Annotated in this window: 19 protein-coding genes, 4 pseudogenes and 2 CRISPR repeat arrays; of the genes and pseudogenes, 12 read left to right on the forward strand and 11 right to left on the reverse strand. The window is 68.2% G+C overall.

Annotated features, from left to right (window positions below; translation table 11 throughout):
• Window positions 1-10: 10 nt before the first annotated feature.
• The 3 genes and pseudogenes from AB0G74_RS08720 to AB0G74_RS08730 all read right to left on the reverse strand — a co-directional run bounded on the left by AB0G74_RS08720 (window position 11) and on the right by AB0G74_RS08730 (window position 1,874).
• The gene (locus tag AB0G74_RS08720; protein WP_361142122.1) at window positions 11-502 is read right to left on the reverse strand and encodes a hypothetical protein; all 492 of its coding nucleotides are present in this window, start codon (window positions 500-502) and stop codon (window positions 11-13) included.
• Window positions 503-710: 208 nt separating this feature from the next.
• Window positions 711-977, reverse strand: a pseudogene (locus AB0G74_RS08725) (transposase family protein); the annotation flags it as partial.
• Between the two features lie 67 nt (window positions 978-1,044).
• Window positions 1,045-1,874: pseudogene (locus tag AB0G74_RS08730) on the reverse strand (IS5 family transposase).
• 90 nt (window positions 1,875-1,964) lie between these two features.
• Between AB0G74_RS08730 and AB0G74_RS08735 the strand changes: the two are divergent.
• The 3 genes from AB0G74_RS08735 (at window position 1,965) to AB0G74_RS08745 (ending at window position 3,627) form a co-directional block, all read left to right on the forward strand.
• Complete coding sequence (locus tag AB0G74_RS08735; RefSeq protein WP_361142124.1) at window positions 1,965-2,237, forward strand: hypothetical protein; 273 nt, start codon at window positions 1,965-1,967, stop codon at window positions 2,235-2,237.
• Between the two features lie 12 nt (window positions 2,238-2,249).
• Window positions 2,250-2,525: a hypothetical protein gene (locus tag AB0G74_RS08740; RefSeq protein WP_361142125.1), complete on the forward strand. Its 276-nt coding sequence runs from the start codon at window positions 2,250-2,252 to the stop codon at window positions 2,523-2,525.
• 577 nt (window positions 2,526-3,102) lie between these two features.
• A complete protein-coding gene (locus AB0G74_RS08745; protein ID WP_361142126.1) occupies window positions 3,103-3,627 on the forward strand; it encodes a hypothetical protein in 525 nt (174 codons plus the stop codon).
• A 416-nt stretch (window positions 3,628-4,043) separates the two neighbouring features.
• On the opposite strand, the gene AB0G74_RS08750 is transcribed toward AB0G74_RS08745, so the two are convergent.
• Window positions 4,044-4,238, reverse strand: coding sequence for a hypothetical protein (locus AB0G74_RS08750; protein ID WP_361142127.1), 195 nt, complete (start codon window positions 4,236-4,238; stop codon window positions 4,044-4,046).
• A 607-nt stretch (window positions 4,239-4,845) separates the two neighbouring features.
• A CRISPR array of direct repeats spans window positions 4,846-5,119; the repeat unit is 29 nt; unit sequence GTGATCCCTGCGCACGCAGGGCTGGTCCG.
• Window positions 5,120-5,334: 215 nt separating this feature from the next.
• Window positions 5,335-5,541: a hypothetical protein gene (locus AB0G74_RS08755; protein WP_361142129.1), complete on the reverse strand. Its 207-nt coding sequence runs from the start codon at window positions 5,539-5,541 to the stop codon at window positions 5,335-5,337.
• 1,518 nt (window positions 5,542-7,059) lie between these two features.
• Between AB0G74_RS08755 and AB0G74_RS08760 the strand changes: the two genes are divergently transcribed.
• The 6 genes and pseudogenes from AB0G74_RS08760 to AB0G74_RS08785 all read left to right on the forward strand — a co-directional run bounded on the left by AB0G74_RS08760 (window position 7,060) and on the right by AB0G74_RS08785 (window position 11,492).
• A complete protein-coding gene (locus tag AB0G74_RS08760; protein WP_361142131.1) occupies window positions 7,060-7,302 on the forward strand; it encodes a hypothetical protein in 243 nt (80 codons plus the stop codon).
• An 83-nt stretch (window positions 7,303-7,385) separates the two neighbouring features.
• The gene (locus tag AB0G74_RS08765; RefSeq protein ID WP_361142133.1) at window positions 7,386-8,234 is read left to right on the forward strand and encodes a helix-turn-helix transcriptional regulator; all 849 of its coding nucleotides are present in this window, start codon (window positions 7,386-7,388) and stop codon (window positions 8,232-8,234) included.
• A gap of 48 nt (window positions 8,235-8,282) precedes the next feature.
• The gene (locus AB0G74_RS08770) at window positions 8,283-8,840 is read left to right on the forward strand and encodes a hypothetical protein (RefSeq protein WP_361142135.1); all 558 of its coding nucleotides are present in this window, start codon (window positions 8,283-8,285) and stop codon (window positions 8,838-8,840) included.
• Between the two features lie 484 nt (window positions 8,841-9,324).
• Window positions 9,325-9,498 (forward strand): annotated as a pseudogene (locus AB0G74_RS08775) (IS630 family transposase); the annotation flags it as partial.
• A 732-nt stretch (window positions 9,499-10,230) separates the two neighbouring features.
• Complete coding sequence (locus AB0G74_RS08780) at window positions 10,231-10,467, forward strand: DUF397 domain-containing protein (RefSeq protein WP_361142137.1); 237 nt, start codon at window positions 10,231-10,233, stop codon at window positions 10,465-10,467.
• Between the two features lie 95 nt (window positions 10,468-10,562).
• The gene (locus AB0G74_RS08785; RefSeq protein ID WP_361142139.1) at window positions 10,563-11,492 is read left to right on the forward strand and encodes a helix-turn-helix transcriptional regulator; all 930 of its coding nucleotides are present in this window, start codon (window positions 10,563-10,565) and stop codon (window positions 11,490-11,492) included.
• 48 nt (window positions 11,493-11,540) lie between these two features.
• On the opposite strand, the gene AB0G74_RS08790 is transcribed toward AB0G74_RS08785, so the two are convergent.
• The 4 genes from AB0G74_RS08790 to AB0G74_RS08805 form a co-directional block, all read right to left on the reverse strand.
• Window positions 11,541-12,368 carry an SAM-dependent methyltransferase gene (locus AB0G74_RS08790; RefSeq protein ID WP_361142141.1) on the reverse strand — a complete coding sequence of 276 codons (828 nt, stop codon included), beginning with the start codon at window positions 12,366-12,368 and terminating at the stop codon, window positions 11,541-11,543.
• A gap of 177 nt (window positions 12,369-12,545) precedes the next feature.
• A complete protein-coding gene (locus AB0G74_RS08795) occupies window positions 12,546-12,839 on the reverse strand; it encodes a hypothetical protein (RefSeq protein ID WP_361142143.1) in 294 nt (97 codons plus the stop codon).
• Window positions 12,840-12,982: 143 nt separating this feature from the next.
• A complete protein-coding gene (locus AB0G74_RS08800; RefSeq protein WP_361142145.1) occupies window positions 12,983-13,384 on the reverse strand; it encodes a hypothetical protein in 402 nt (133 codons plus the stop codon).
• Window positions 13,385-13,651: 267 nt separating this feature from the next.
• Window positions 13,652-13,948 carry a hypothetical protein gene (locus AB0G74_RS08805; protein ID WP_361142147.1) on the reverse strand — a complete coding sequence of 99 codons (297 nt, stop codon included), beginning with the start codon at window positions 13,946-13,948 and terminating at the stop codon, window positions 13,652-13,654.
• A gap of 672 nt (window positions 13,949-14,620) precedes the next feature.
• Here AB0G74_RS08805 and AB0G74_RS08810 point away from each other — a divergent pair.
• A complete protein-coding gene (locus tag AB0G74_RS08810; protein WP_361142149.1) occupies window positions 14,621-14,857 on the forward strand; it encodes a hypothetical protein in 237 nt (78 codons plus the stop codon).
• Between the two features lie 966 nt (window positions 14,858-15,823).
• On the opposite strand, the gene AB0G74_RS08815 is transcribed toward AB0G74_RS08810, so the two are convergent.
• Window positions 15,824-18,532: a DUF6185 family protein gene (locus AB0G74_RS08815; RefSeq protein ID WP_361142150.1), complete on the reverse strand. Its 2,709-nt coding sequence runs from the start codon at window positions 18,530-18,532 to the stop codon at window positions 15,824-15,826.
• An 81-nt stretch (window positions 18,533-18,613) separates the two neighbouring features.
• A CRISPR array of direct repeats spans window positions 18,614-20,411; the repeat unit is 29 nt; unit sequence CGGAACACCCCCACGCGGTGGGGAGGGAC.
• 249 nt (window positions 20,412-20,660) lie between these two features.
• On the opposite strand from AB0G74_RS08815, the gene AB0G74_RS08820 reads away from it, so the two are divergent.
• Together AB0G74_RS08820 and AB0G74_RS08825 are read left to right on the forward strand one after the other, a co-directional pair.
• Window positions 20,661-21,389 (forward strand): HD domain-containing protein, encoded by a 729-nt coding sequence (locus AB0G74_RS08820; RefSeq protein WP_361142152.1) that lies wholly within the window; start codon window positions 20,661-20,663, stop codon window positions 21,387-21,389.
• Window positions 21,390-21,850: 461 nt separating this feature from the next.
• Entirely contained in the window at window positions 21,851-24,085 is a 2,235-nt protein-coding gene (locus tag AB0G74_RS08825) for a hypothetical protein (RefSeq protein WP_361142154.1), read from the forward strand.
• A gap of 144 nt (window positions 24,086-24,229) precedes the next feature.
• On the opposite strand, the pseudogene AB0G74_RS08830 reads toward AB0G74_RS08825, so the two are convergent.
• Window positions 24,230-24,637: pseudogene (locus AB0G74_RS08830) on the reverse strand (peptidoglycan recognition protein); the annotation flags it as partial.

Here is a 24,637-nt window from a genome sequence, read left to right on the forward strand (position 1 = left end):
GCCCGGTTCCTCACACGCCGCCCGCAGCCGATTCCACCACCGGTATCGAATGCCGTACCAGCGCGTCCAGAACCGCCGCGGCATCAGGCACCGACGCGAAAGCAATCACCACCCTGCCCAACCCGCCCTCACCAAGAACGAACTCGAACTCCGAACCCGTGACCTCGTTCTCGAAGACGTACCCACCCGGCGGAGCGCCGCACAACGGACCATCCGCGCCCTCCAGCGACGGAAACCGGACCTCGTCGACGGCACGGGCAATCACCCCGTTCGGAACACCCTCGAAGTCCACATGCACACGGCCCTCCTCGTCGAAGCACACCCGCCCCGCACCCAGCCCAGGCTCCTCGAACTCCAACCGCAACGGATGACAGCCGACGTACCGAGTCGGCTCACCGAGCGCAGGAAACGCCGTCGTGATCACCGTGACCGCCGCCCGCTGCGCCTCACCCCAGTACGTCTCCCAGGCATCGAGGGCATCCATCAGGTCGGACTCGGACATCGTGGTCGCTCCGTTCACTCACCGGACGGTGGACCAGACGACCGCCGACCCGGGCGGGGTAGGACACGGACCATGGTCCGCACACCACGGACTACCGTCGCGTCGGGCCTGGCGACCGCGTGGCGGCCGACACCCGCGAGAGGCGAAGCGGGGTTCCAGCGCGTTCAGAAGCCTGGTATGCCTTCGACGCATTGAGCTCTTTCCAACCTCACGCTGACGCGTGGTGAAGGACGAGGACGGCCTTCACGATGTTGGTGACGCGGTTGGTGCTGCAGCGGAGTTTCCGCAGGAGTCGCCAGCCCTTGAGGGTGGCTATGGCCTGTTCACCGACACAGCGGATCTTGGCGTGGGTAGTGTTGTGGTGGCGTTTCCACTGCTTAAGGTGGCGGCACCGGAACGGGAGGCGGACGGGCCTGCCGGCTCCTTGATATGCCTTGTCCGCCCAGCATTTGAGGCCCGCGGTGGCGAGGGCGTCCCCCCATGCGCCGAGTGTCGCCCCGACACGACGCTCGGCTTGCTGGACTAGGAGTTGTCTTCAAATGTCACGCCCACATCAGGAGCGATGCCAGGGTGAGGGCTGCTTGGTAGGACTCGGCAGTCTTCTCGTAGCGAGTGGCGATGCCTCGCCATTGCTTCAGCCGGTTGAAGCACCGTTCCACCACGTTGCGGCGCTTGTAGATCCCGCGGTCGAAGGCGGGCGGGCGTCCGCCCCGGCTGCCCCGGCGGGCCCGGTTGCGGATCTGGTCGGCCCGTTCCGGAATGGTGTGGCCGATGTTCCGGCGCCGCAGCCAGGTGCGGATTGCCTTCGAGCTGTATCCCTTGTCGCCGATGACGTGCGCGGGGCGGGTCCGGGGACGCCCCGGCCCGTTCCTGGGCACCCGGATGGCTTCCATGACGGCCGTGAACTGCGTGCAGTCGTTGGTGTTCCCGCCGGTGAGAGTGAAGGCGAGCGGTCGCCCGACGGCGTCGCAGGCCAGGTGGATCTTGCTGGTCAGACCGCCTCCGGACCGGCCGAGGGCCGGAGTGCGGAGCCCCCTTTTCGTGCTCCGGCCGCGTGCTGGTGGGCACGGACGACGGTGGAGTCGACCGACACCAGCCATTCGATGTCCCCGGCCGTGTCCGCCCCGGTCTGCGCGGCCCGCAGCATCCGGTCGAAGGTGCCGTCCAGTGCCCACCGGCGGAAACGGGTGTGCAGCGTCGCCCAGGGCCCGTACCGCTCCGGGACGTCCCGCCAGGCCACCCCGGTCCGGAACTTCCACACGATCCCGTTGAGGACCATCCGGTCGTCCAGCCGCTTGCGGCCCCGATCCTCCCGGGGAAGCAGGGGCTGCACGAAGGCCCACTCCGCATCGGACAATTCATGGCGACGTATCACCGCACCATGATCCACCATCCAAGATCATTTGAAGACACCCCCTAGCCCACCCACGCCTCCCGGCCCCGGCGCGAGCATCTGCCGGACATGCAGCGGCTGGTTGTGGCAGTGGATCCGGCGACGAAGTCTCATGAGGACGCGGACAGGACGGCGTTCACGGTGGCCGGGCGGGCGTTCCCGGTCGAGACGCTGTACGGGGGCGACCGGCCGCGGGGGTATCTGTTGCACGCCGAGCAGGACCGGTATACGCCGACGGGGTCGATGCGGCGGGCGGCGCAGCTGTATCACGAGCACCAGGCGGACTGTGTGGTGATCGAGGCGAACAACGGCGGGGACTATCTGCCCGCGCTGTTGGAATAGGTGGATCCGACGGTGAACTGGCGAATCGTTCATGCCACGCGGGGGAAGCGGGCTCGGGCGGCCCCGGCGGCCCAGTTGTACGAGCAGGCGCGGATCTCGCACGTCGGGCCGCCGCGGGTGTTTGCGGAGCTGGAGGGGCAGATGGCGACGTTCGTCGGCCAGGGTGAGACGGAGGACTCGCCCGACCTGCTCGATAGCGCGGTGTGGGCGCTGTGGGACCTGTTCCTTGATCCGGCGATGCCGCCCCCGCATGGTGGGGATGATCAGCGGCTGGCCGGGCGACGGTAGAACTGTTCTGGAACTCTTCTGACACATAAAACTTGACTCGTGGGGGACCGGTTGTGTTGCATATCAAGAATTCGGCATGTACTTAGGTCGTGCCGGAAGTGGTGTCGTGGGGCCGGAGGCCACCCCGCAGTTCAGGGATGGAGTGGCCTCCGGCTGGTCTAGAAGTCGGCGCCGCAGGAGCGGGCGATGAACCATACCTGGATGGCCGTCCTGGTCATGGACATCGCTCGCTTGCGGAGCCAGTGGGTCACTGGCTTGCCGTGAGCTAAGTTCTCCTTCCTTTCGGGGTTCTTCCGGTTTCGGGCGTGTTTGGGCATTGCTCCTCCTTTCAGATGTGTCCGACGAGGAACTGTCTGTCGGCCACATCTGAATGGAGGGGCCTTATTGCGGGATCCTATGCCGTCGTCGGTGAAGTCGTCCTGGTTGTAACTCCGTTGTGGATATCGTGATTCGGGCCGCGCATCAGCCCTTGTCGCAACGCGCATCGAGGTGGTAGGCCCGTGGTCGTCTCCCATCGGTAGGGTGGAGATGGCGCGGGGCCGATCTTCCGGGAGTGGATGTGGGCCTGCGCGAGTTCGTGATTGACGCGTGGTCGTGGCTGAACTACAAGCCGGTGGTGGCTGCGGCGGGGCGGCCGGGGGACCGGTCGTTCCCCGAGCTGGCGGCGACGTGGCTGCCGCCGCACGAGATTCGTCGGCTGGCCGCGTACAAGGTGCTGGCGTCGTACGACAACAACCAGGCCGGGCAGTTGGCGGCGGCCTCCGGTGACGACGGCGCGCTGGAGCGGCGGGAGCTGGGGGACGCGGCGAACCTGGTGGACACCGCGCTCGGCTACCTGCTGGGGCCGGAGCAGCAGGTGGTGGTGGTGGTGGTGGGTGCGGAGCACGCGGATGAGGAGCCGCCCGCGCCGGGTTCGTCGGAGGCGGCGGCTGTGCAGGAGCGGTTGCGCGCGTGGGCTCAGAAGGAGTTGCTGGCGCTGCGGGTGCAGCAGGCGGAGCGTACGGCGGTTCTGCTGGGTGATGGGGTGTATGTGCTGGCGTGGAGTCCGGAGAAGCAGCGGCCGACGTTGCGGGTGTACGACCCGGGGCTCTACTTCTTTTAGTGGGACGAGGAGGAGGACGAGGACTATCCACGCCGGGTGCATCTGGCGTGGGAGCTGCCGGAGGACGAGGAGGCGGGTCTGAAGGCGCGGGTGCGGCGGGTGACGTACGAGCTGGGCCCGGTCGGAGAGGTTGACGGTGATGGTGTGGGTGCGGTGCGGTACTACCCGTGGTCGCCGGGGGAGGCGTCGCGGACGACGTGCTTTCTCACGGACGCGGAGTGGGCGCTGGAGGATCTGAAGCGCGGGCAGACGCTGGACCGGCTGCCGATGGACAAGGCGGTGTTCCGGGTGAGGCCGGACGGTACGGAGCTGCACCGCCTTGATCTGATGATCGACTTCGTTCCGGTGGTCCACATCACGAACACCATCCCGGCCGGGGGCGAGTACTGGGGGCGCCCGGCGCTGGCCCGGGTGCTTCAGGGGCTGGACGAGCTCGCGGCCACCGACTCGGACAGTTCGGCGGCGAGCGCGACGACGGGGACGCCGATCATCGGGCTGGCGGGTGCCCGGCTGCCGGTGGACCGGGCGACGGGGAAGCCGGTGCGGCTGCGGGTGGAGGCCGGCGCGGTCTGGCAGCTCGGGGAGACGGGCCGGATGGATGCGCTGGACACGTCGCATCAGCTCGCGGAGCTGAGGTCGCGGGTGGATCACCTGCTGGACCGGATCGCGTCGAACTCGCGGATCACCGCTGCGGGGCTGGGGACGCTGGCGGCGTCGGAGGTTCCGTCGGGGTACGCGCTGAGGCTGGCGCTGGTGCCGCTGGACGGGCTGGTCGCGTCGATGCGGCTCGCTCGGGAGCACAAGTACCGGCTGCTGTTCAAGTTCGTACAGCGCCTGTTCCAGGCGGGGCGGGCCGAGGGGTGGACGGCGGCCGGGGAGTCGTTCCCGGCGCGGCTGGCCTGGGCGCAGCACACACCGACGGACCGGGCGGCCGTGCTGGACGAGGTGGCGACAGCGTTCGGAGCGGGCGTTTTGTCGCTGGAGACCGCGGTGAAGATGCTCCTCGACGCCGGATATCCGAATATCCGATCGAAGACGCGTCGGCGGAAGTTGCGCGTCTTCGGGCGAAGGAGCAGGGCAACGGCGGTGAGGACGGTGACGAGCCCGAGAACCGGGAAACGGCATCGCCAGCGATCAGCGATCTGTAAGGATGGCGGTATGGTTGACCGCCGCGGGTCAAGAGATGGCAATGTCTCTTTGAAACGCCAGGTCAAGAAGGGTGATCCCTGCGCACGCAGGGCTGGTCCGTTCGGCGACTGGAGCGCCGGGCGGACCAGTACGTGATCCCTGCGCACGCAGGGCTGGTCCGTCCTCACCGGCCGCGAGAGTGTCGATCATCCGGTGATCCCTGCGCACGCAGGGCTGGTCCGACGAGGACGAGCGGGTTGTCATCGGTAGGTCCGTGATCCCTGCGCACGCAGGGCTGGTCCGTGACCGCGACGACCACCGAGCAGCCCGTCGACGTAGTCCCTGCACCCGCAGGGCTGGTCCTCTGGTACGGCCAGAGTGCCCACCGCTCCTCCCGGTTTTCCCTGCACAGGGATGATCCGGCCGTGGTGGTGGCGTCACCGCGCTCGCTGCCGAGTTCCCTGCGCACGCAGGGGTGGTCCGTCCCGCAGATTTCGGTCGTCCTCGATGTCGAGGTGTTCCCTGCGCGCGCAGGGCTGATCCGAGCCTCGTCCGGCTTGTTGACGGTGCGGGGAGTAGTTAGCTCCAGATGCCTCGGCGGCGCATCAGTTCGATCTGGGGGAGGGTGACGTTGTCCCGGTAGGTGCCGTGGCGGTACGGGGGCTGGTCGGCGCAGAGGTTCTTGGGGTAGATGGGCTGGTCGTAGACGGTTCGGTACAGCTCGGTGCGTAGGTCCTTGGCGTTGTTGGTCCAAGCGGTGGCGGTACGTCGTCGGCGGGACGGCATCGAGGTGGCCCGTGGTCCAGGAGGGTAGGCAGAGCCGTGTCCCGGCCCGGAAGGCGTACGGCCACGTTCCCCGCAGCCGCCCGGAGTCCAGGTACACCGGTTCGAGGCTAGCCTCGCATCGGTTCTCGGCGGCGCGGCCAGCGGTGCGGTGTTCTCCCGGGCAATGCCGTCACCGGGGTGGGTGTCCGGTGTCCGTGAAGTTGGCGGGTGTCCCGCTGATCATGGCGAATCGGCTGGATCCCCGGCAGGCGTTACGGCTGGGCGTGCGGGTCGTTGAGACTGTTATGGCTATGCGTGCACGTTCTCGGCTCTGCGCGATGTGTGAGACCGGTCTGCTCGGCGGGACGGCGTATCTGGTTGACGGCGCCCGGCGGCAGGGCCGTCGGGCGCCCGCTCGTTTCCTGATCTGCGAGTCCTGCTACGAACGAGGGTGTCCAGATCCGGAAACGGGTCTGACCCGGGCGGTCTCTACCCGGCAGACGCAGAGCATGGAGTGGAGGGAACTTGCCGGCCGCGGCACGGCGCTCCCGCCGCAGGCGTGTATCGCCGGCTGCGGCCTGGTCGTAGTGCGCGGGGCAGAGAAGACGATGCGGGGGGTGACGTGCTCGCGAGCGTGCCGAACATCCCTCACGCGCAAACGTAACGGAGGCATCGGATCGGGCCGCCCCTGCGGCGCCTGCGGCACGCCCGTTACGACTGGGCGTGCAGATTCTGAATACTGCACTGCGGCCTGCCGACAGAAGGCATACCGCAGCCGGCGCGCCCGCCCACTGCCGTCGAACCCCGTCCCGGAGCTGCTGGAGGCGATCGCCCCCTTCGTCACCACCAACATCTCCGGAATCTCGCAGTCGCTCTACAAGGCGCTGCACCGCGTACATGCCACACATCTGCGTGACCACGCTCCAGACGAGTTCCTCGCCGGGCTCGCCGCCATGGACCCCGAGCGGGTCAAGGTCCCCGACACCGACGAAGGCCGTCGCCTCCGAACCGCCCTCCACCGCCTTCGGGCGAGCTTAGAACCTTCACGCCCAGACGTAACAGCTTCAACGACCCGCACGCCCAGCCGTAACGCCCACCGAGGTCCAGCCAATTCACCATGACCAGCGGGACGCTCGCCATCTACACGGAGACCGGACAGTTGGCCGTGCCGATCCGCCCCAGGATGGTTACCCGGAAGTCCGAAGAAGTCCTCCGTCTCGAGGGCGCGACGCCGCTGCCCCCGGGACTCGCCACTGCGACACCCGGGGGAGGGCGGGCCGAGCGGCACGGTCGATGCGGGGCGCCCTGGTCGTGGAGAGGCTCTCCGGGGTGCCGGTATCGGGCATGGCGGAGAAAAGGACTGTACGGGATGGAGCGCCCCAACACCCTGTTATCAACCTGGTATGCGCGCAAGGATCTGCATACAGCACCCTCGGGAGGGTGATCTGATTGCAAGCATCCGCAACTCCGTTGCCCTTGCCGTGGGTGACGGATCACGCTCGGAGCGTCAAAGATCCACCGGAGATTCTGGAGGCCCCTGTGGCGCTGGTCATGCTGTGCAAGGACCCGGAGAGTCCGAACAACGGGAGTCCGACCCTCTACTACGACGACGCTTCGAAGAGCTACCTGCTCCAGGGCTGGCGAGTGCTCGACGAGGCCCGTCTCGCCTCGATCGACGTCCCGGACCACGAGACGATCGTCGAGTTCCCCGCGCGGCTCCTGCCCCTGTTCCCCGGGGCGGGGGACGTCCCGCATACTTCCGCAAAACAAGAACAGGGGTGATCCGCCGCAAACCGTGGCAAGTGGTTAGTTCTATCTGATTTCGGGGGTCGTGCGGCCAGCCCGGCTGCCTGCACACTGGCCGCATGCCTTCCTCATCCAGTGTCATCGAAGCGCGCCGTGCCTTCGGGCGCCGCTTGCGTCTCCTCCGTGAGAACGGGGGACTGACGACCCGTGAACTCGCCCGGCGCTGCGGCTGGCACGAGTCGAAGTGCAGCAGGATCGAGCACGGCCACTCCCAGGCGTCTGTCGAGACGGTCAAGATGTGGGCGCGGGCCTGCGGGGCCGGGGAGCAGATCGAGGAGCTCCTCGAAGCAGCCCGCGGGATCGAGGGGATGTACGTCGAGTGGCGGGAGATGGAGGGGTCGGGCCTGCGTCATGCCCAGGACAGTGTGCGGCTGCTGTGGGAGCGGACGCGGGCTTTCAGGGCGTATTCGCAGAACATGATCCCCGGCCTCCTGCAGACGCCGGCGTATACCCGGGCAGTCCTGAACGGGATCCGCAACCGCCGCGGGCTGCGGGACGACGTCGAAGAAGCCCTTGCCGTCCGTATCGACCGTCAGGGCGTGCTCGACGACAAGACCCGGTCCTTCGAGATCGTCCTGGAGGAGGCCGCACTCTACCGGCGAGTCGGACCGCCGGAGCTGATGGCCGAGCAGCTCTGGCGGCTGCTGGAGATCGCTGCTCGTCCGCACGTACGCCTCGGGATCATCCCCCGGGACGCCGACCGGCATCTCATGCTCCCCGTCGAGGACTTCTGGATCTTCGACGGACGCCAGGTGGACGTGGAACTCGTCTCCGGATTCCTCAGGGCCAGGCAGCACCACGAACTCAAGCTCTACACCGAGGACTTCAACCGCCTCGACGGACTGGCTGTGCACGGCGGCCCCGTCCTCCAGCTCATAGCAACCGTCCTCACGGCCTACGACTCCTGAGGCGGTGGCCCGCCCGTGCCGTGCCGCCGCCCGGCCAGGAGCTGCGGCATGGCACGCTACGACAAGCGCCGGCACGACGGACCCCAGGGGCCGCACGGGCCCGAAACCTTCTACGTCCGGCGCGGGCCCGCCACCAGCGTCCTGGCCCTGGTGGCAGCCGCGACTGCCGTGTTCTTACTGGTGCTGTCCGGCAGATTCGCCCAGCCGGGCGCGACCACCACCGGCCCCGTCCCTCCCGAGCCGGACCCCCACGAGATGTTCCTCGGCGACCTCTCTCTCCACCGGCCCAGCGGTGAGAGTGTCGTCCGCTCCGGCATGTCCAAACCCGGAATACCCGTCTCCCTCCCCACCGGAGACTTCAACCATCACGCACCGCACCGCCTCGCCTACCGCTGCCAGGGGCCCGGCAGCATGAAGCTCATCGCCATCACCCCCGACGGCACCCGCCGCCGCTTCCCGGCCACCGCCTGCGGAGCCCCCATCACCTCACTCGCCCTCAGCGGCTACCGCAGCGTCACCCTGGCCGCCGACGACCCCACCGCCCTCCTGCTGTGGGCCGTCACCACCGCCCAGCCACCCGTGAAACCATCGGACAACCACCCGTAACACGCCCTCCCTCCCACCTGCCCCTGTGTACCCCCGGAGCGGGCATTCCCGGGTGAACCGCCGGATACATGACCCGTATACCACCGTTCCCCGGACAGCCAGGCGCCGACCGGGGACGGCGTGCCCCCGGCCCGGACACGGCTATGGCCCCGGACCCTGTGCATGGTTCGGGGCGAGTCGGGCGGAGCTGGCGTTGTGGTGGAGATCGCCGTACGGCAGCCAGGTGACGGTGTCGCTCGGGAATCCGGTTGCGGGGGTAGAGGTGCACAATGCGTTCGGCCTCGACTCGGGCGCGGGTGCCGCTGCGGTGTCCGGGTTCGAATCACCTGTGCTCGCCGAGGAGGCCGGGCCAGACGAGCTGGTGATGGAGCCAGGAGCCGGGCAATGAGGATGCAGCAGATCGCGGCGGCTCAGCCTCCGGCCGGGCATGCGACGGGTATCACCGCGATGGTGACGGTCTCGCGGGGTGGGGGAGTTGCCGAGGCCGGAGAACGCCACCCACCGGTCGACCAGGCCGACGGCCGCGGCAACGGGGATGTCGCAGTCGGCCGTCTCGTGGATCTGGCGGGAGTTCGCCCTGACGCCGCACCGCTCGCAGACGTTCAAACTCTCCATGGATCCGCTGTTCATCGACAGGGTCCGCGACGTTGTCGGCCTCTGCCCGTCGACCCGCCGGAGAAGGTACTCGTCCACCGCTCCGTCCCGAGCCCCGAACACGACATCCGTATCCGGCTCGCCGGCTGAAGCGAACAGCCAAGACCCTTTGTCTGGACGAAGACCGCCGACGAAATCTCCGACGAAGCCGTCACCTGCTGCCGGCGGATCTCCGGCCCAGATCACCAGCCGGTGGTGGGTGCAGACTCCGGCGAGCAGCAGCCTGGCGCGTGGAGTGCGGGCGAGGACGCCCGGGACGGCGAAGTGGCTGATCTCCTGGACATGACGGAAGCCGACGGCGAAACCGAGCGAGGCGGCGGCAGCGGTGAGGTCGAGCATCCACCAGTCGGTGGTCTGGACCCATTTCCCGACGGGCAGCAGGAGCGGACTGGCGTTGTTGGCGCGGGCGCGCTGGAAGGCTGTCGGTTTAGATCAGCTCGGGTTGGGGCGCGGAGGGGAGGGCGTCGGGCGAGGAACTTCAGAGGCAGTTCGAACATAGGCCAGTCATGTCTGCCGGCGCGGCCGAGCGGAGGGAAGGCCAGATCCGGAGCGGCATCACGGCACCCCCTCACGTCAAATAGCGCTAAAGGATGCAAATCGACTTTCAATCCATCCTTTCGGGGGTCTTTTCGCCGACCTTACGCGCTCTAACCTTGCATAGAAGATGCTATCCGTTCCCGTATGGGAATCATTCGCATGATCTTCGGGTCGTAGAACCGGAAGGAGTGAGGGGTCGATGACCGTTACGAACGGCGCTGCGGCAGGCGGGATCCCCGGTGTTGTCTGGCTGAAGGCGCGGGCGAGCATAGGGATGGGGGAGTGCGTTGAGCTGGCGCGTCTTCCGGAGGGAGGGGTCGCGTTACGGAACTCGCGGGATCCGCAGGGACCGGTTCTGGTCTTCAGCCCGGCGGAGTTGCGGGCCTTCCTCAAGGGAGCGAAGGGCTCGGAGTTCGATCATCTCGCCGAAGGGTGAAGCGGAGCAGCGGGGTCGGGGCCCGGTTGTGGCGGCGGGTATGTGTCCGGCACTCTAGGATCCATTTTGCTGGGTTCTGAGTCCTCGGAGTGTTGATGCCTGCTGCCCGCAAGGCCAGGTCCGTGTCGGATGCTTCGTCCGCCGTCCGTATACAGGCTGTTGAGGGGCAGCGTCCGGCCGGCCGGTTACTGGGTGACGAGCTGCGGTTCCATCGTGAGCGGCTCGGATACACGTTGTCCGAGGCTGCTGAGGTGATCCGGGCGTCGACGTCGAAGGTGAGTCGGCTGGAGCGCGGGGAGAGCCCGGCCAAACCCCGTGATGTCCACGATCTCGCGGTCTTCTACGGGCTGTCGCGCGATGAGCGGGGGCAGCTGGAGCAGCTCGTGTCGCAGGTGGTGAACGCGGACTTGTACGAGCGCTTCGCCGATGTCACGCCTCAGTATCTCAAGCGTCTCATCCGGCTGGAGGGCTCGGCGCAGAAGATCTCCGTCTTCGAGCCGCGGGTGGTTCCGGGACTGCTGCAGACCGGGGACTACGCGCGGGCGATGGTCCGGCTGGTGGCGGATGCATCTTTGCCGGACGCGGATGTCGAGCGGGTGGTCGCGTTACGGAAGGAGAGGCAGGTCAGGCTCGGCAAGGGGGCACCCAGGCTGGTCGCGGTGATCTGTGAGGAAGTTCTCTACCGGCCCTACGGCGGTCCTCGCGTGATGGCGGAGCAGATGGAGTTCCTGCTCAGGGCGACCGGGGAGTACCGGGTCAATGTGCGGATACTCGGCCGGGCGGCCGTGACGCCCCCGCATCCGATTTTCCACCTCGGCTTCGCCGATGGTCAGGGCCAGGAGCTGGCCTATGTGGAGCACCTTGACGGGGCGAACTACATCACGCAGAAGCGCCAGCTCGACCGGTATCGCTGGATGCTGGACACGGTACGTGCGCAAGCGCATGACCGCACGGCGAGCCTGCACACTTTGACGGGGGCCCTCGAACACTGGACCAAGGAGGCGGCGTCCGTGACTGCGGGCTGAGGTCCCGGGGCCCCGGCCGCCGCGCGTCCGGGGCCGCGGCGGTGAGGGCTACCGCACCACGCGGGCGACTCCGCCCCATTCGACCCAGTCGGTGGGTCGCAGGTGCGGGGGCGGGGGCGGCGAGTCGGGGTGCCAGTCCAGGACGTCGACGAGTCCGGGCGGTTCCTCGATGTCGAGGCGGTCGAAGTACCGCCGGACCTCAGCGTGTTCGCGCACTCGTCCCCAGTGGCCGTTGGTGGCCCGCGCCATGAGTCCGGTGACGCCCTCGCGGACGCCGGCATCGTCACTCACGAGCTGGCAGATGACCATGTAGCTGCCGGCGGGAAGTTCGTCGGCAACGGCACTTATCACGGCGGCCGGGTCGTTCTCGTCATCGGTGTCCGGCAGGCAGTGCAGGACGGAGACGAAGAGGGCTGCGATGGGCTGAGTCCAGTCGAAGAAGTCGTCCGTGGTCTGCCTGATCTCGCGGGTTCTCCGCATATCGCAGTCCAGGACCATCACGTCTTCGTTGTCTTCGAGGCAGGTGCGTGCGTGTGCCAGCACCATGGGATCGTTGTCGACGTAGGCGACTCTGGCCCCGGGCCTGGCTCTCTGTGCGACTTCGTGAACGTTGTCCTGTGTGGGCAGTCCTGACCCGTGGTCGAGGAACTGGGTAATTCCCTTTTCCACGGCCAGGTAGCGGACGACGCGCCCGAGGAAGTCACGGTTGGTCCGGGCAATCTGCTGGGAGCTGGGGGCTATCGCCAGCAGGCCGAGGCACGCCTCACGGTCGACCTCGTAATTGTCGGTTCCCCCTAAGAGCCAGTCGTACATACGTGCAGCGCTGGCTTGTGTGGTGTCAATCAGGTGAGATTGGGGTTTCTCCCCGTAGGCCATGCACGCTCCTCTGAGCCCCGTACGGGCGGTGTCCTCGGCGGAAAGGCTCATCCTAGAGACACCCCGTGGCGAGAACCAGAGCAACGGAGATCCGAACGGAAGTGTTACTCCCGGGAACACCAGCCACGTCCGCTGGCGCACACCCTTGGAACAAGGTGTGCGCCAGCGGCGCCCTTTCTACCGGCCGAGCAGACGTTCCCGTACCCGCTCGGCCCCGCACAGCAGTGCCTGGGCGTCGTGGACGGGGAGACCCATGAGACCGGCCGCGTCACCGATGGGCATCCGCAGACGGTGGTGCAGGAGCATGACGTCGGCCTGGTCGTCGCGCAGGGCTGTGTGGAACCTGCCACCGCGCAGAACAGCCGTCACCGTGCGGCGGCCCGCCTCGGCGCGCAGGTCCTTCCAGACCCGGGCGGCCGGGCAGTCACTGGCCAGCACGGCAGGCCAGCGGCGCCCCAGGGCCGTGAACACCGTGTCGACGCACTGCCTCGCCTGGACCGGGTCCTGGAGCCGAAGCTGCGCATAACGAAGATAGGCGTCGCGATTCGCTTCGCAGAAGGCGGTGAACTCGAGGCGGAAGCGTGAAGGCGGAGACGAGTGAGGGGGAGTATGGGTCATGAGCCCTGGCACCCCTTCCCGCCGGTGCGCCGGGCGGCGGCTTCCCGGCTCATCGCCGGAGCCGGACGCACCGGAGTACGGGCGCCGGATATCGCATCCGCCAGACCGGCCGGAACGTCATCGGACAGCAGGCGTTCGGTACGAAGACCGCCCCAGCGGGACCGGGCCGCAGCCGGCGCCATACCCGCCTCGGCGCCGATCTCCGCCCAGCCGCGCCCCTCGCGGCGGGCCGTGTCCACCGCCGCAGCGGCCAGACAGTCCGCATCCCCGTGCAGCTGCGCGGCCACCGCCAGCAACTCTGCCAGGGCCATCCCGGCACCGGCGGTGTCCAGATGCCGGACCCGAGCCGACAGGCCCTGGATGACGCGTTCCTGCCGGCCGGGAAGCGGCCCGGACATGCGGAGCTCACGGTCCCGCCTGCGCTGCGCCCGGCGTTGGCACGAGCGGTCGCAGTATTCCCTGGGGCGCCCGCCTTGTGTGCTCTCTCTCTGCTCGAGTTTTCTGCCGCAGAAGCCGCACTTGGCTTCTGGTAGTGATGCTGCCATCGGGGGTTTCCCTTCGCCGTGCCCCGGGTGTGGCTGCCCGGCGGACCCGGGGCTCCATCAGTCGTCGTCCCGGGTGCGGACGCGCGAACCCGCGCGCCCGCACCCGGGGCAGAGGCGGGGTCAGCCCCGGCGGAAGCGGACGCGGACGATGCGCAGGTGGCTCCGGTCGGCGCGGGCCAGCAGGCTCAGCAGTACGGACACCACGATGCCTCCCGCGGTGGCGCTCACTGCGGTGGGCCAGGGCGGTGGCATGACGAAGACGGCCACCACGGCGGCGAAGAGGAGCGGCAGGCTCGCGCATACCTTCAGATCGAACAGCGCGATACTGCCTGTTTCGCCATCAGGCTGGGCTGGGATAATCGGGGAGGGAATGTCCGGGGGAGTAATTGCCAGCTCCCGGGTTTTTCCGAAGGTCACGTTCGAACCTTTCATCGGTTTGTCGATGGCCGTGCGGTGCCCTCGGGGTGCATCCCGGGGGCACCGTTCATGTCGCAGCCCGCCATCGGACGGCTGCGAGCGGTAACACTATCGTTCCACTGGTCAGTTCGCCCTCGGGACGAAGCTGTTGCGCGATGCAATCCGTAGACGGATCCGTCCCGTGAGGTAAAAGTGCATGTGGGCGGTCCTTTTTTGACAAACTGCCGACCATGTAAGGGGCGTTACCGATCACTCCTGTGCGGTGAGGAGGGAGTCGCGGACTCCCGATCAAGCCGAAGGAGCGTGCAGATGGGAAGAAAGTAAACGTGCAATAGCAAAGTGCAACCCGCGTTGCCGGGCCGGGACATCCCGCCGGAAGGCCGTCCGGCCAGCGTCGAACGTTCCAGCCGCACGGGGACGGCCCGGCTTCGCCCGGCAAAGCCTGCGCGCGCCAGCACGGAAGTGTGCATGAAAAGACCGCGTATATGATATCCGTCGCTATTCGTCCTGCTGTGCGAGATCGGCGCACACGGCGCAGCCGGGCCTAATGATCTACTTCGGCCGCACCGTCCACGCTGGCGGCACCGCCGAAGACCCGCTCCCGCAGGGAACCGTCTCCTTCATGCTGGCCCGCCCCCACCGGGCCCCGGGACCGGAACTGCGCCCACTGCCTTGCTGCTCGCGGATGCGCACCAGGCCACCACCGATTACCAACTCGACTGGCTCACCGCGGGAACCGAGGAGGCGTTCTTCACCCGCTCCCTGATCCAGTCCGCCCTGCCGACCAGCCAGATCGTCACCGTCAACGGCACGACCCTGCTCACCGACACTGCCACCCGCTCGGCGGACGAACTCACCCTCGACGGTGACCGGCTGCGTGTACGGCAGGCCGGACCGGCCCGTCTCTAGAGCAAGCCCACGGCAGCTGACATCCGAGTCGAGCCCAGGCCCGTGCTCCCCCGCCACTCTCAGAGGCCCTCCTGTGCTTTCGGGCCTCAGCCATATCAACAGCACCGGCCTATCGGCCCGTCGTGCCTGTAGGGCTGATCCCGTATCCCGGCCGCCCACTGGCACGCAGATATCTCTCAGATGCTCCGCAAAGACCACGGTCACGCTGTTACGCGAACGAAGAGACCGAGGGGGCCTTGGAGGCTGCCGACAGTGAACAGGCCGAGTGACACTACGCCCACAGGAGCCCTCACTCCTGTCGGGCTGAGGACGGTGTCTCGTGCAGGGTCTCTTCTTCCACGGCCGCCACTGCTGAGACGTCAAGTTGACGACATCACCGACCGTGTTGAGGGGCCGTTGATCCGGCATGCTCGCCCGGTTCCCGCCAACCAGCGGCCTGCGTCTGCTGGCTGGCTACTCGTCGTAGAACTGTCTCGCCTCAGCCCTCTCCTGAGATCCGGTTCGGTGCGGCATGTCAACTTCGTAACGTGGGAGCACCCTTCACGAGTTGTTCCGATTCCCTCGGAGTCTCACCGCAAGAATCCGGGCCAGCCCGGCCAGGAGTTCGGGTGACTTCGAGTCATCCCCTCGCAAACTCACGGCTTCCTCAGCGTCGCCTGTGTGATCGTTGCGGCTGCTGGGCCGGCGGGGCCAAGGCATGGCGCCGTGTCACGGCAAGTCCGCCTGTCACCAGGAACATGACCTAGGAGGGGAAAGAAATGAAGAGAGCCAAGAGGGGGCTGCTCGGTCACCTGCCCGCTCCCGTCCCGGCAGCCGCGCCCAGCTCCGCACACGCAGGCCGGGGCTGGTGGTGCACCGCGGCGGGCCCGCAGGCCCGGGGAGAGACGTCGCACTGAGTCTCCCTCGACACGAATGGTCCTTCGCGGCCGGGGCGTTCGGCGGAACCGGCGTAGGCCGTTCTCCCGCTCACTTCAGTTTGTCGAAGTTCAGCACCACATCGGGTTCGGTGAAGAACTCCCAGATCGCGATCATCGCAATGACCTGGGCAATGAGATAGGCGACCTGCAGCGAGTAGTACCGCATCTGATAGATGGACAGCAGCAGACCGAGTCGGCTCTGCCAGTAGCGCCTTTCGCCCCGGAAGGTGTCGAAGTCCATGGCGATGGCGGTGACGGTGAGGACGAACAGCATCGCCGACACTTCCAGGGGCAGGTTGGCGGCGCCCTCATCGGTGAACTGGTACATCAGCGCATCCACGGCGCTGAGCAGGGTGAACGCGGCTGTCACGGGAATGGCCTTGGCGGCGCCTCGTCGTCCCGGCAGATGCCGCCACAGCACGCCCATGACGAATGCCGCACCGAGCCACGTCGCCATCCAGTACGTGAAATTCGTGAGGATGCCCGGGACGCCGAAGGGGTACAGGAGGGTCGACTGCCACGCCTCCCCCTTGACCGTCCAGGCCCAGGTCATCAGCAAGGACGCAGGTACGGACGGGGCCAGGGCCAGCATGGCGCAACGGCTTCCGTTGGCCCACCAGTCGTCCCGGGGCCCCAGCGCCAGGGCTCCGTCCACCACGGACATCCTGGACGGCAGCCGGTCGGGGCCCGCAGGCGTCGGCCAGTTGTGCAGCTTCCTCAGCTTACGTTCCAGGTCGCCACGCTTCGGCGGTACGTCGCCGAACATCCCCTGGTCCAGTCGGCGGAGGACGGCATGAGTCTCGCGATAGGCACGGGACTTCTTCAACAGCCGGTTCCGGGAGGCGGAATCCAGGAAGTCCGCCAGCGGCCGGCCGGATCTCTCCAGCGGCTGGTCGAGCACGGACCGCCGGATAAACGGATGCACCGTCCAGTAGAGGGACAGGAGCAGGACGGGCTGCCACAGGACACTGAGAACCGAGCTGCCCAGGTAGTACCCGCTGAAGGTTGTCACCACATGAGCGAAGAAGACGAGGAGAAGCAGCCGGTCCACCCGGTCTTCGAACGGGGAGACCGCGGACGGTGAGTGCCAGGTGCGCAGGACCGACAGAATCGCCACGGCGCTGAGAAGCCAGGTGGACGAGAGCAGCCACGTCTGCCCGTGGGAGAGCGCCCTCATCGTCTCCCACACGAATTCGTTCCGGTGGGCCATCCCGAAAGCGGGATGCGTACGGTCGCTCAGCCAGACCGCGCGTTGCCAGTTGCGTTCCTGGACGAGGCCGAAGAAGACGGCGACGACGATCGTCCAGACCAGAATGATGGGTCCGGCGACGCGGAGTCTGAGGATCCGGTTGTTTCCGGGGAACTTCCGGCTCGGCGGCAGCAGCCCCCCGTCGGATGCCAGACGCCAGGCGGCGGCGGTTAAGCCGAGCGCAATGAGGGCCATCAGACAGGCGGAAGCGATGCTCAGGGCCGTCTGCGCGGTCACGGACGCTTCGTAAGTGCCGTGTGACGGTATTCGCAGACCGAAGGGGTCGGTGCCGACGGCGACGACCACGGGCGGTACGGCGAGGGCGGCGGCTGCCACCAGGATCCGTCGCGGGGGTCCGGCGACGACGAGGAGAACCCCGGCGGCCATGAGGGCGACCACGCTGCTGAACAGGATCTCCGCGTGCTGTGTGAGCTCTGCGACATCGTACTGGCCCAGCAGGCCGTTGATCACGTTCAGTACGTTCAGCACCACCAGCGCCATGGCCCACACGGAGAGATTGCGCAGGGTCCGGGCCCGGACCGGGCCGGGAACCGCCGGGCGTTTGCGGTAGAGCACGCATACGTACACCAGCAGAATCGCTGTCACCACCGTGGGCGCCAGGGTCCCAGCCCGGTCCAGAGACACGACGGTGTTCCGGTGGGTCTGCGCTGCCCAGGAACGCTGCCAGGACGGTCTGAGGGAGACGGTCACGGAAGGCGGCGAACTCGCCTTGGTACCGCCGGACGTCGTGGCGCCCCCGGAGTCCGGAACCCGGGCTTTCCCTTCAGGAGCCTTCCGGGTGGACTCCTTCAGCGCTGCCGGACGCCAGATCAGGGCCGTCGCTCCCCGCCCGCTGTCCGGTAGGGGCCGGGCCGCCTCGGCGCCCCGCCCGCCAGGGTCCACCATGATCTCGTCCCAGCGGGCACCCGCCAGGGCGGCCGGGAGACTCAGCCGGATCGTCCACAACTCCGCCCCCGCACGGATCCGCCAGATGCCGACATGGATGTCATCACCGTGGATGTCGACCCAGGAGTACGTCCGGTCGACAACCCTCACGCTTCCGTCCGCCGTCGAAGTCACCTTCGGCGTCCCGCTGCGGTGCTCCCGCCAGTGGCGCTGCTGGCCGGGCTCCCGTCGGGTCAGACAGGACATCGCCCTGATGTAGCGGTCGCTGTCCTCGCCCAGGAGCAGGTCCCGTGCCAGGGGCCAGGTCCCGGTCACCCGTATCGTCAGCTCGCTGACGATCTTGCTGTAGGTCCTGTCGCGGTGCTCCAGCCGTACCCACGTGCTCGCCCGCGCCGTCTTAAGTAAGTCCGTCCGGCAGATGTCGGCTGACTGAGGTAAGGAAAGGGCGGCAGGGGGCGGGTACGCACGTGGGTCCGCCGAAGCGGGGCCGACTGCGGACAACAGCAGGAGAAGGGCCCACAGGCCCGTCGAAGCAACCCTGGCCAACGCGCGTTGGTCCATCACAGAACTGCCCCCCCGAGCGGAATCCGTGCCCACCATCATGGGACACGGGGACCCGGCGCACAGGCGATACGGCGAAGGCCACCGGGACCTTCGGTCTGGCCGGGCTACGCACGCGGTTAGAGGAACACCCCCACGCGGTAGGGAGGGACGATCTCGACCTGGCGGGCGTGCTGCTGGACGCCGGAACACCCCCCACGCGGTGGGGAGGGACCGATCGGCGGCGATGAGCCCGTTGATGGACAGCGGAACACCCCCACGCAGTGGGGAGGGACGGGGTTCGGCGTGTGGTCGGCGGTCAGCGGGTCGGAACACCCCCACGCGGTGGGGAGGGACTACTCCTGTCACGCGACGACGGTGAATCCGTACGGAACACCCCCACGCGGTGGGGAAAGACCGGGAGACCGCCCCCATCGCCCAGAAAGAACCCGGAACACCCCCACGCGGTGGGGAGGGACGAACCCGCGATCTGGCACGTCGCCGCCGAGGACGGAACACCCCCACGCGGTGGGGAGGGACTCCTTGCTCGGCCACCAGCTCGTGAAGAAGGGCGGAACACCCCCACGCGGTGGGGAGGGACGTGTGGTAGACGGTGGCTCCGGCGAGCGCCGTCGGAACACCCCCACGCGGTGGGGAGGGCCGCACACGTGCGATCACGAGCACCTCTGGCATCGGAACACCCCCACGCGGTGGGGAGGGACCCGCCACTGCCGATCCGGCCATACCGAATTCCCGGAACACCCCCACGCGGTGGGGAGGGACTGGTCCGTCGACGAGCGCAGGCACACGATCGCCGGAACACCCCCACGCGGTGGGGAGGGACTTCGTGCGGTGACCGGCGGCCTCGCGGCGGAGCGGAACACCCCCACGCGGTGGGGAGGGGCCGTCAGCGGACGTGCGGCGGCTGGGAGTACGACGGAACACCCCCACGCGGTGGGGAGGGACACGGCCGCGAGTTGCAGGAACCCGCCGGTGACCGGAACACCCCCACGCGGTGGGGAGGGACCGGGTAATCCAGTTCAGCGGCGGCCTCGGCAGCGGAACACCCCCACGCGGTGGGGAGGGAGGTGGCGAGGAAGGCGGCCAGGGTGCCGTCCTGCGGAACACCCCCACGCGGTGGGGAGGGAGGCCGAAACCGTCCGGGCATCCACCGCGACGACCGGAACACCCCCACGCGGTGGGGAGGGACGGGGCGCTGGTCACCGGGGACGAGCCCGCCGACGGAACACCCCCACGCGGTGGGGAGGGACGACCGGCTGGTCGGTGACGCCGTCGTAGACCGCGGAACACCCCCACGCGGTGGGGAGGGACCGCAAGGAGTTCGAACACGCCGTCCGTACCGCCGGAACACCCCCACGCGGTGGGGAGGGACAGCTCGGGGAAGAGCCGGGTCCCCTCACGGTCCGGAACACCCCCACGCGGTGGGGAGGGACGGATGTGAATAAGGGTGAAGGGCATCGGATTCCGGAACACCCCCACGCGGTGGGGAGGGACTACCCACGGTCAGTGATTTCATCGGCCACGTGCGGAACACCCCCACGCGGTGGGGAGGGACCACTCGTTGTTGGGCGCGCTGTACGAGCTGGTCGGAACACCCCCACGCGGTGGGGAGGGACTTGAACGACTCCACCCCGAACATCTCCATCATCGGAACACCCCCACGCGGTGGGGAGGGACATCGACATCAGCGCGTGGGGTACCGACGTAGACGGAACACCCCCACGCGGTGGGGAGGGACCTGGGTGAGCCCGGCCCCGGCGCCGACGTCGACGGAACACCCCCACGCGGTGGGGAGGGACGACGGCGACGACTCCGAGGAGAGCGACCTCAACGGAACACCCCCACGCGGTGGGGAGGGACGCGCCCGGAGACCCGGACGACCGTTCCGTCGGGGGAACACCCCCACGCGGTGGGGAGGGACTCTTTCTGACCTGCGCTTTAGGGGCGGGTTTGCCGTTCCTTTGCCGAAGTCATGGTTCCTCCTGGTGCGGTTTGGATCACTGTAGCGGTGGTGTATCGGTTCGGGGTGCCGGTGGGCGTGGGGGCCTGCTTGCCGTGGGGTCGGTGTGGGCCGGGTGGTAGCGGGCTGGGGGTCGTGTCGGTGGGTTCTGCTTGACTCGTTGCCGGTAGGCGTGAAGGGCGGTGCGGTGTGGAGTCGTTCGGAGCTGTCGTGGACGAGTCGCTGTGGGCGAAATCAAGGGGGCTGGATCCGGCGTTGCCTCCCTATCCGCTGGTGAGGCATCTGGTGGATACGGCCGCTATGGCGCTGCATGTGTGGGACGTGTATCTGTCGGAGGGGCAGCGCGGGAGTATCGGGCGGGGGCTGGGGGTTGCCGGTGAGCCCGAACGGGCCAGGAGTTTGGTGGGTTTGTGTGCCGGGCTGCACGATATCGGGAAGATCTCCGGGTTCCAGTTCTGCTCGCGGCACGGACGCGATCACCTGGGCGCCCGGTTCGGACCGGACCGGCGCGAGATGGAGACGGACCGTCTCGGACACGACGTCGCCGGCATGGAGGCAGCCGCGGAAGTACTGGAGATCCTCGGCTTCGTCCCGGGGTCCGCGGCCATCGACCGGACCGCGGAGACCGCTGACACAGGCTGCCGTCGGCAGTTGTCGATGGCTGCGGTTCAGGCCGTCCGCCGAGTTTTCCCCGCGCGGACACCTGATTGGCTGAGCGTGAATTGTTCCCGACAGCATCTCGTGTTCGTCGGTACCGTCCAGGCTGCCGTGGGAGGGCATGTCCTCCTGAGGTGGCATTTTGTGACCGGCCTGTTGGAGCGAGTGGTGCCAGGGTACGGGGCCGACCGGCGCGGCGGTGCAGACTGGCCGGAGCCGGGCTCATGGGCTGCTCTGGGGACCATCTGGGGACCACACGGTGTGCCTTGTGGCGATCGCTAGGCTCTCGTAAGCACTTCTTCCGCCCGCCTTAAGTGCACTATGTCAGGAAAATACTTCCGGCCTATACTCCTGGGGGTCAAGGGGTCGCAGGTTCAAATCCTGTCGTCCCGACCAGCGTTTTCGCAGGTCGTAGGCGGTATCGGAGTAATCCGGTACCGCCTTTTGGTGTTTTTTGGGACCGACTGGGGACCTGGGGGTCCAGCGGCGCCCGGCGGGTGCCGCCGGGGGCGCGTGCAGGGTGGGTGATGCGCGGACGGAGCTGAGGTAGGCGCTGGGGGATGGGCCGGACTCGGTGATCTTGTGCATGTCGGGGTCCCCGGTCACGCAATGCCACCGAAGATCCACGTCGTGCGTCATCGGGAAGAAGACGGGCCGCGGGGAACCCCGCGCCCTGTCCCGTCTCAGGGGTGCTGTCAGTACCCGGGTTTAGGCTCGCAAGCCCACGAGGATAGGGGAGTTCCGTGCGCGATTACGCGCTGACCGCTGATGTCCCTCTGGGCCCGTTCGAGGGGACAGCGATCACGGCCTACTCGGCCAGAGGGAAGAACGCCAAGCTTCACGCTTCGGCGAGCTGCACCCTGCTGCGGACGAGTGACGTGGTGACGGCACAGGTTCCGCTGAACGCGGCGATGGTTCATCGCATGTGCACGCGCTGCGCGGAATGGGGTTCCTGGGCGCGGCCGACGACCGGACTCGGTGTCTTTCTGAAGTCCCTGGGCGGATCAGGACTTCTTTACCAATTGCGGTCGTACACGGCTCCCGATGACGACGATGAGGACGAGCGATGGGACGGAGCGGAGTTGGCCGCCGCGGTTGAACTTCTGCGTCCGCGCCCCGAAGGCGCGGATGACGAGGTGGAAGTGGCTCCCGGCGGGCGGGACGCCCGTGAGGATGCCGAACGGCTCAGGGACTTGGTGTTCTCCACCTGGCGCGGGGCGGCGACGAGCCTGCACCGGGCACAGGTGACTGCGGCCGGATTTCCCTGGCTGGAGCAGTGGGCGGAGCCGAAGCTGGCTCTGAAGAGGCAGTACCTGGAGGCGCTGCGAACGCAAGCGGCACGGTTCGTCGACCCGGACGGGCTTCTGGCCGCAGCCGCCGTGGTCGACATGAACGATCCGGAACTTCCGGTGGACGACGACGCGTTCGCGGTGCTCGGAAAGAGCCACGAGATCACCAGCGGCCTGAAGGAACTGTGGAGCAAGTGGCGGGTCAAAGCCGCGAGCGGCTGGGACGATCCCCGCCGACGCTCGTACATCGCCTACAGCCTCACGCACCGGATCCGGAGCAACCGGAAGGGATACGAGCAAGCACTCGTCGGCGCTCGAGCCCTCGTTGATTCCTGGGAGGAACAAGCCCGTGCTGTCGCCGGGGCCGACTCAGGTCCGGCCAGGCTGTTGACCCTCCACCTGCCGGAGATCCGGAACGACAGCGCCCGCCGGGGCGATGGCGGCTTCCTCGACGCGCTGAGTCCCTGGACCATCGGTGTCCTGGTCACCTGCCTCACCGATGCCGACTGGGGACGCCGTACTGTCACGCTCCGAGCCCCCGCCCTCATCGCCGACCGGCTGACCGCTGATGGTGGCGTAGTCGCCGTGGAAACTCACGCCGAAGGGAAGGACCGGTCGGCGGCTCCCGGGACGATGAGGCGACCGAGTTGTCTCCAGCCCGGGGTTTTCGACGACACGCCCGTCTTCGGCCGACACCCCGTCACGAAGGACCACCTGCGCGCACTGCACGAGGCCCTGCCCCACGCCGACCGGTTCTACATCGTCTTCTCACCCAGCGGCGGAGTCGAGACTCTGCCGCTGGCGGTGGTGGAGGCGCGGCTGGCCCAAGGCTGGCAGGGTGCCGTCGTCGCCGGTGTCTCGGACCTTCCCGTAGGTGTGATCGAGCCATGGGTGGCGGAGATCGGACCGAGGCCCTCATCGGAAGGGAGTATCTGGCCCGAGCCTGTCCACGACGTGCATGACGCCCGGTTCGGTGCGGAACTCGGGCTCGCAGCAGGAGCGCAGAGGGCCGCCTGGCTGCCCTATGACGATCGCGACAGGGAACGCAGCCTGCGCCTCCTCGCCATGGCCCGCGGCGTCCCCGACCTGCGGACCCTCGACAGTGGCCACGACCACGACGGACGTGCCCGCACGCTGCCCCACGCGGTGTGGCAAGGACTGCTCAGCGACGGGCAGCTGGACCTCGAACCGTTCGAACAGCCCACCGAGGACCGGTGGACCGGTGGGAGCGGGATTCCGCTGGGTGTCCTGGCCGACGTCCAGGTGTATGCCGTGAACGCCGATCCGCGGTACGAGGGCAAGGGGCACTCGCCGCTGTGCCGGCATTCCCGGGAGCGCGGTGTCGCCGAAGGGGACGACCTGCTGACCGTCTCGGATCTGGTCGTCCGCGACGACTTCGACTGGTGCGGCAAGTGCGGCGGCTACGCGGTGCGCAGGCTGACCGACACCCAGCTTTCCTACTACCGTGCGGCACACCGGCTCCACGACATCGCCCAGCAGCTGGACCGTGGGCGGGACGGCTGTGACCGCGTCGATGCCGGGGTGCTCGGTGACCGGTTGAGCGAACTGGCGGACTGGCATCCCATCGGTGAGGAGAGCTGGTACACCGCTGCTTCACGGCGGTGGCGGCGGATCGTTCACGACCTGCGGACCAAAGCGGAAGAAGCACATTGCCACGGCACCCGTTGAGGACTCGCTGTTGTGTCGCTGCCGGTGAATACCGTGGGCGACGGACACCGGAAGGCGCGGCCCGAGACCCCCGTCCCCTGGCCGCGCCGTCCGGCGGTCCACCGCGCGCCCCGGAGCGTGCCGGAGCCGCGGTGGCGGTACTCCCTAGAACTGCCCTCGGTTCAGGGCTGTCTGGAGAGCACGGATCGTGGCGGGGCCCCACGCCCCGTCCACCGTCAGTCCGGCGGCGGTCATCCGGTTGAGGTGGGTTTGCAGCGCCCGGTACGTTCCGGGCCCGGCGGCCCCGTCGACCACCAGTCCGGCGCCGCTCCAGGCGTTCAGATGGCGCTGGAGGCCGCGGACCGAGTTCGGGCCCCACGCCCCGTCCACGGTCACCCCGATGACCCGCTGGGTCGCCCGGATGGTCGCCGGTCCGAAGCCGCCGTCGACCGTGAGGCCCGCGCCATTGTCCTCGACACCCGCGTACGCGGCTTCGGTGGCGGGTCCCCAGAGGCCGTCGGCGCCGACGCCGACCCGGGTCTGGAGCCAGCGGACTCCGGCGGCGGTGTTGGG

It is taken from the genome of Streptomyces sp. NPDC020875 (assembly GCF_040641415.1).
Taxonomy (GTDB): domain Bacteria; phylum Actinomycetota; class Actinomycetes; order Streptomycetales; family Streptomycetaceae; genus Streptomyces.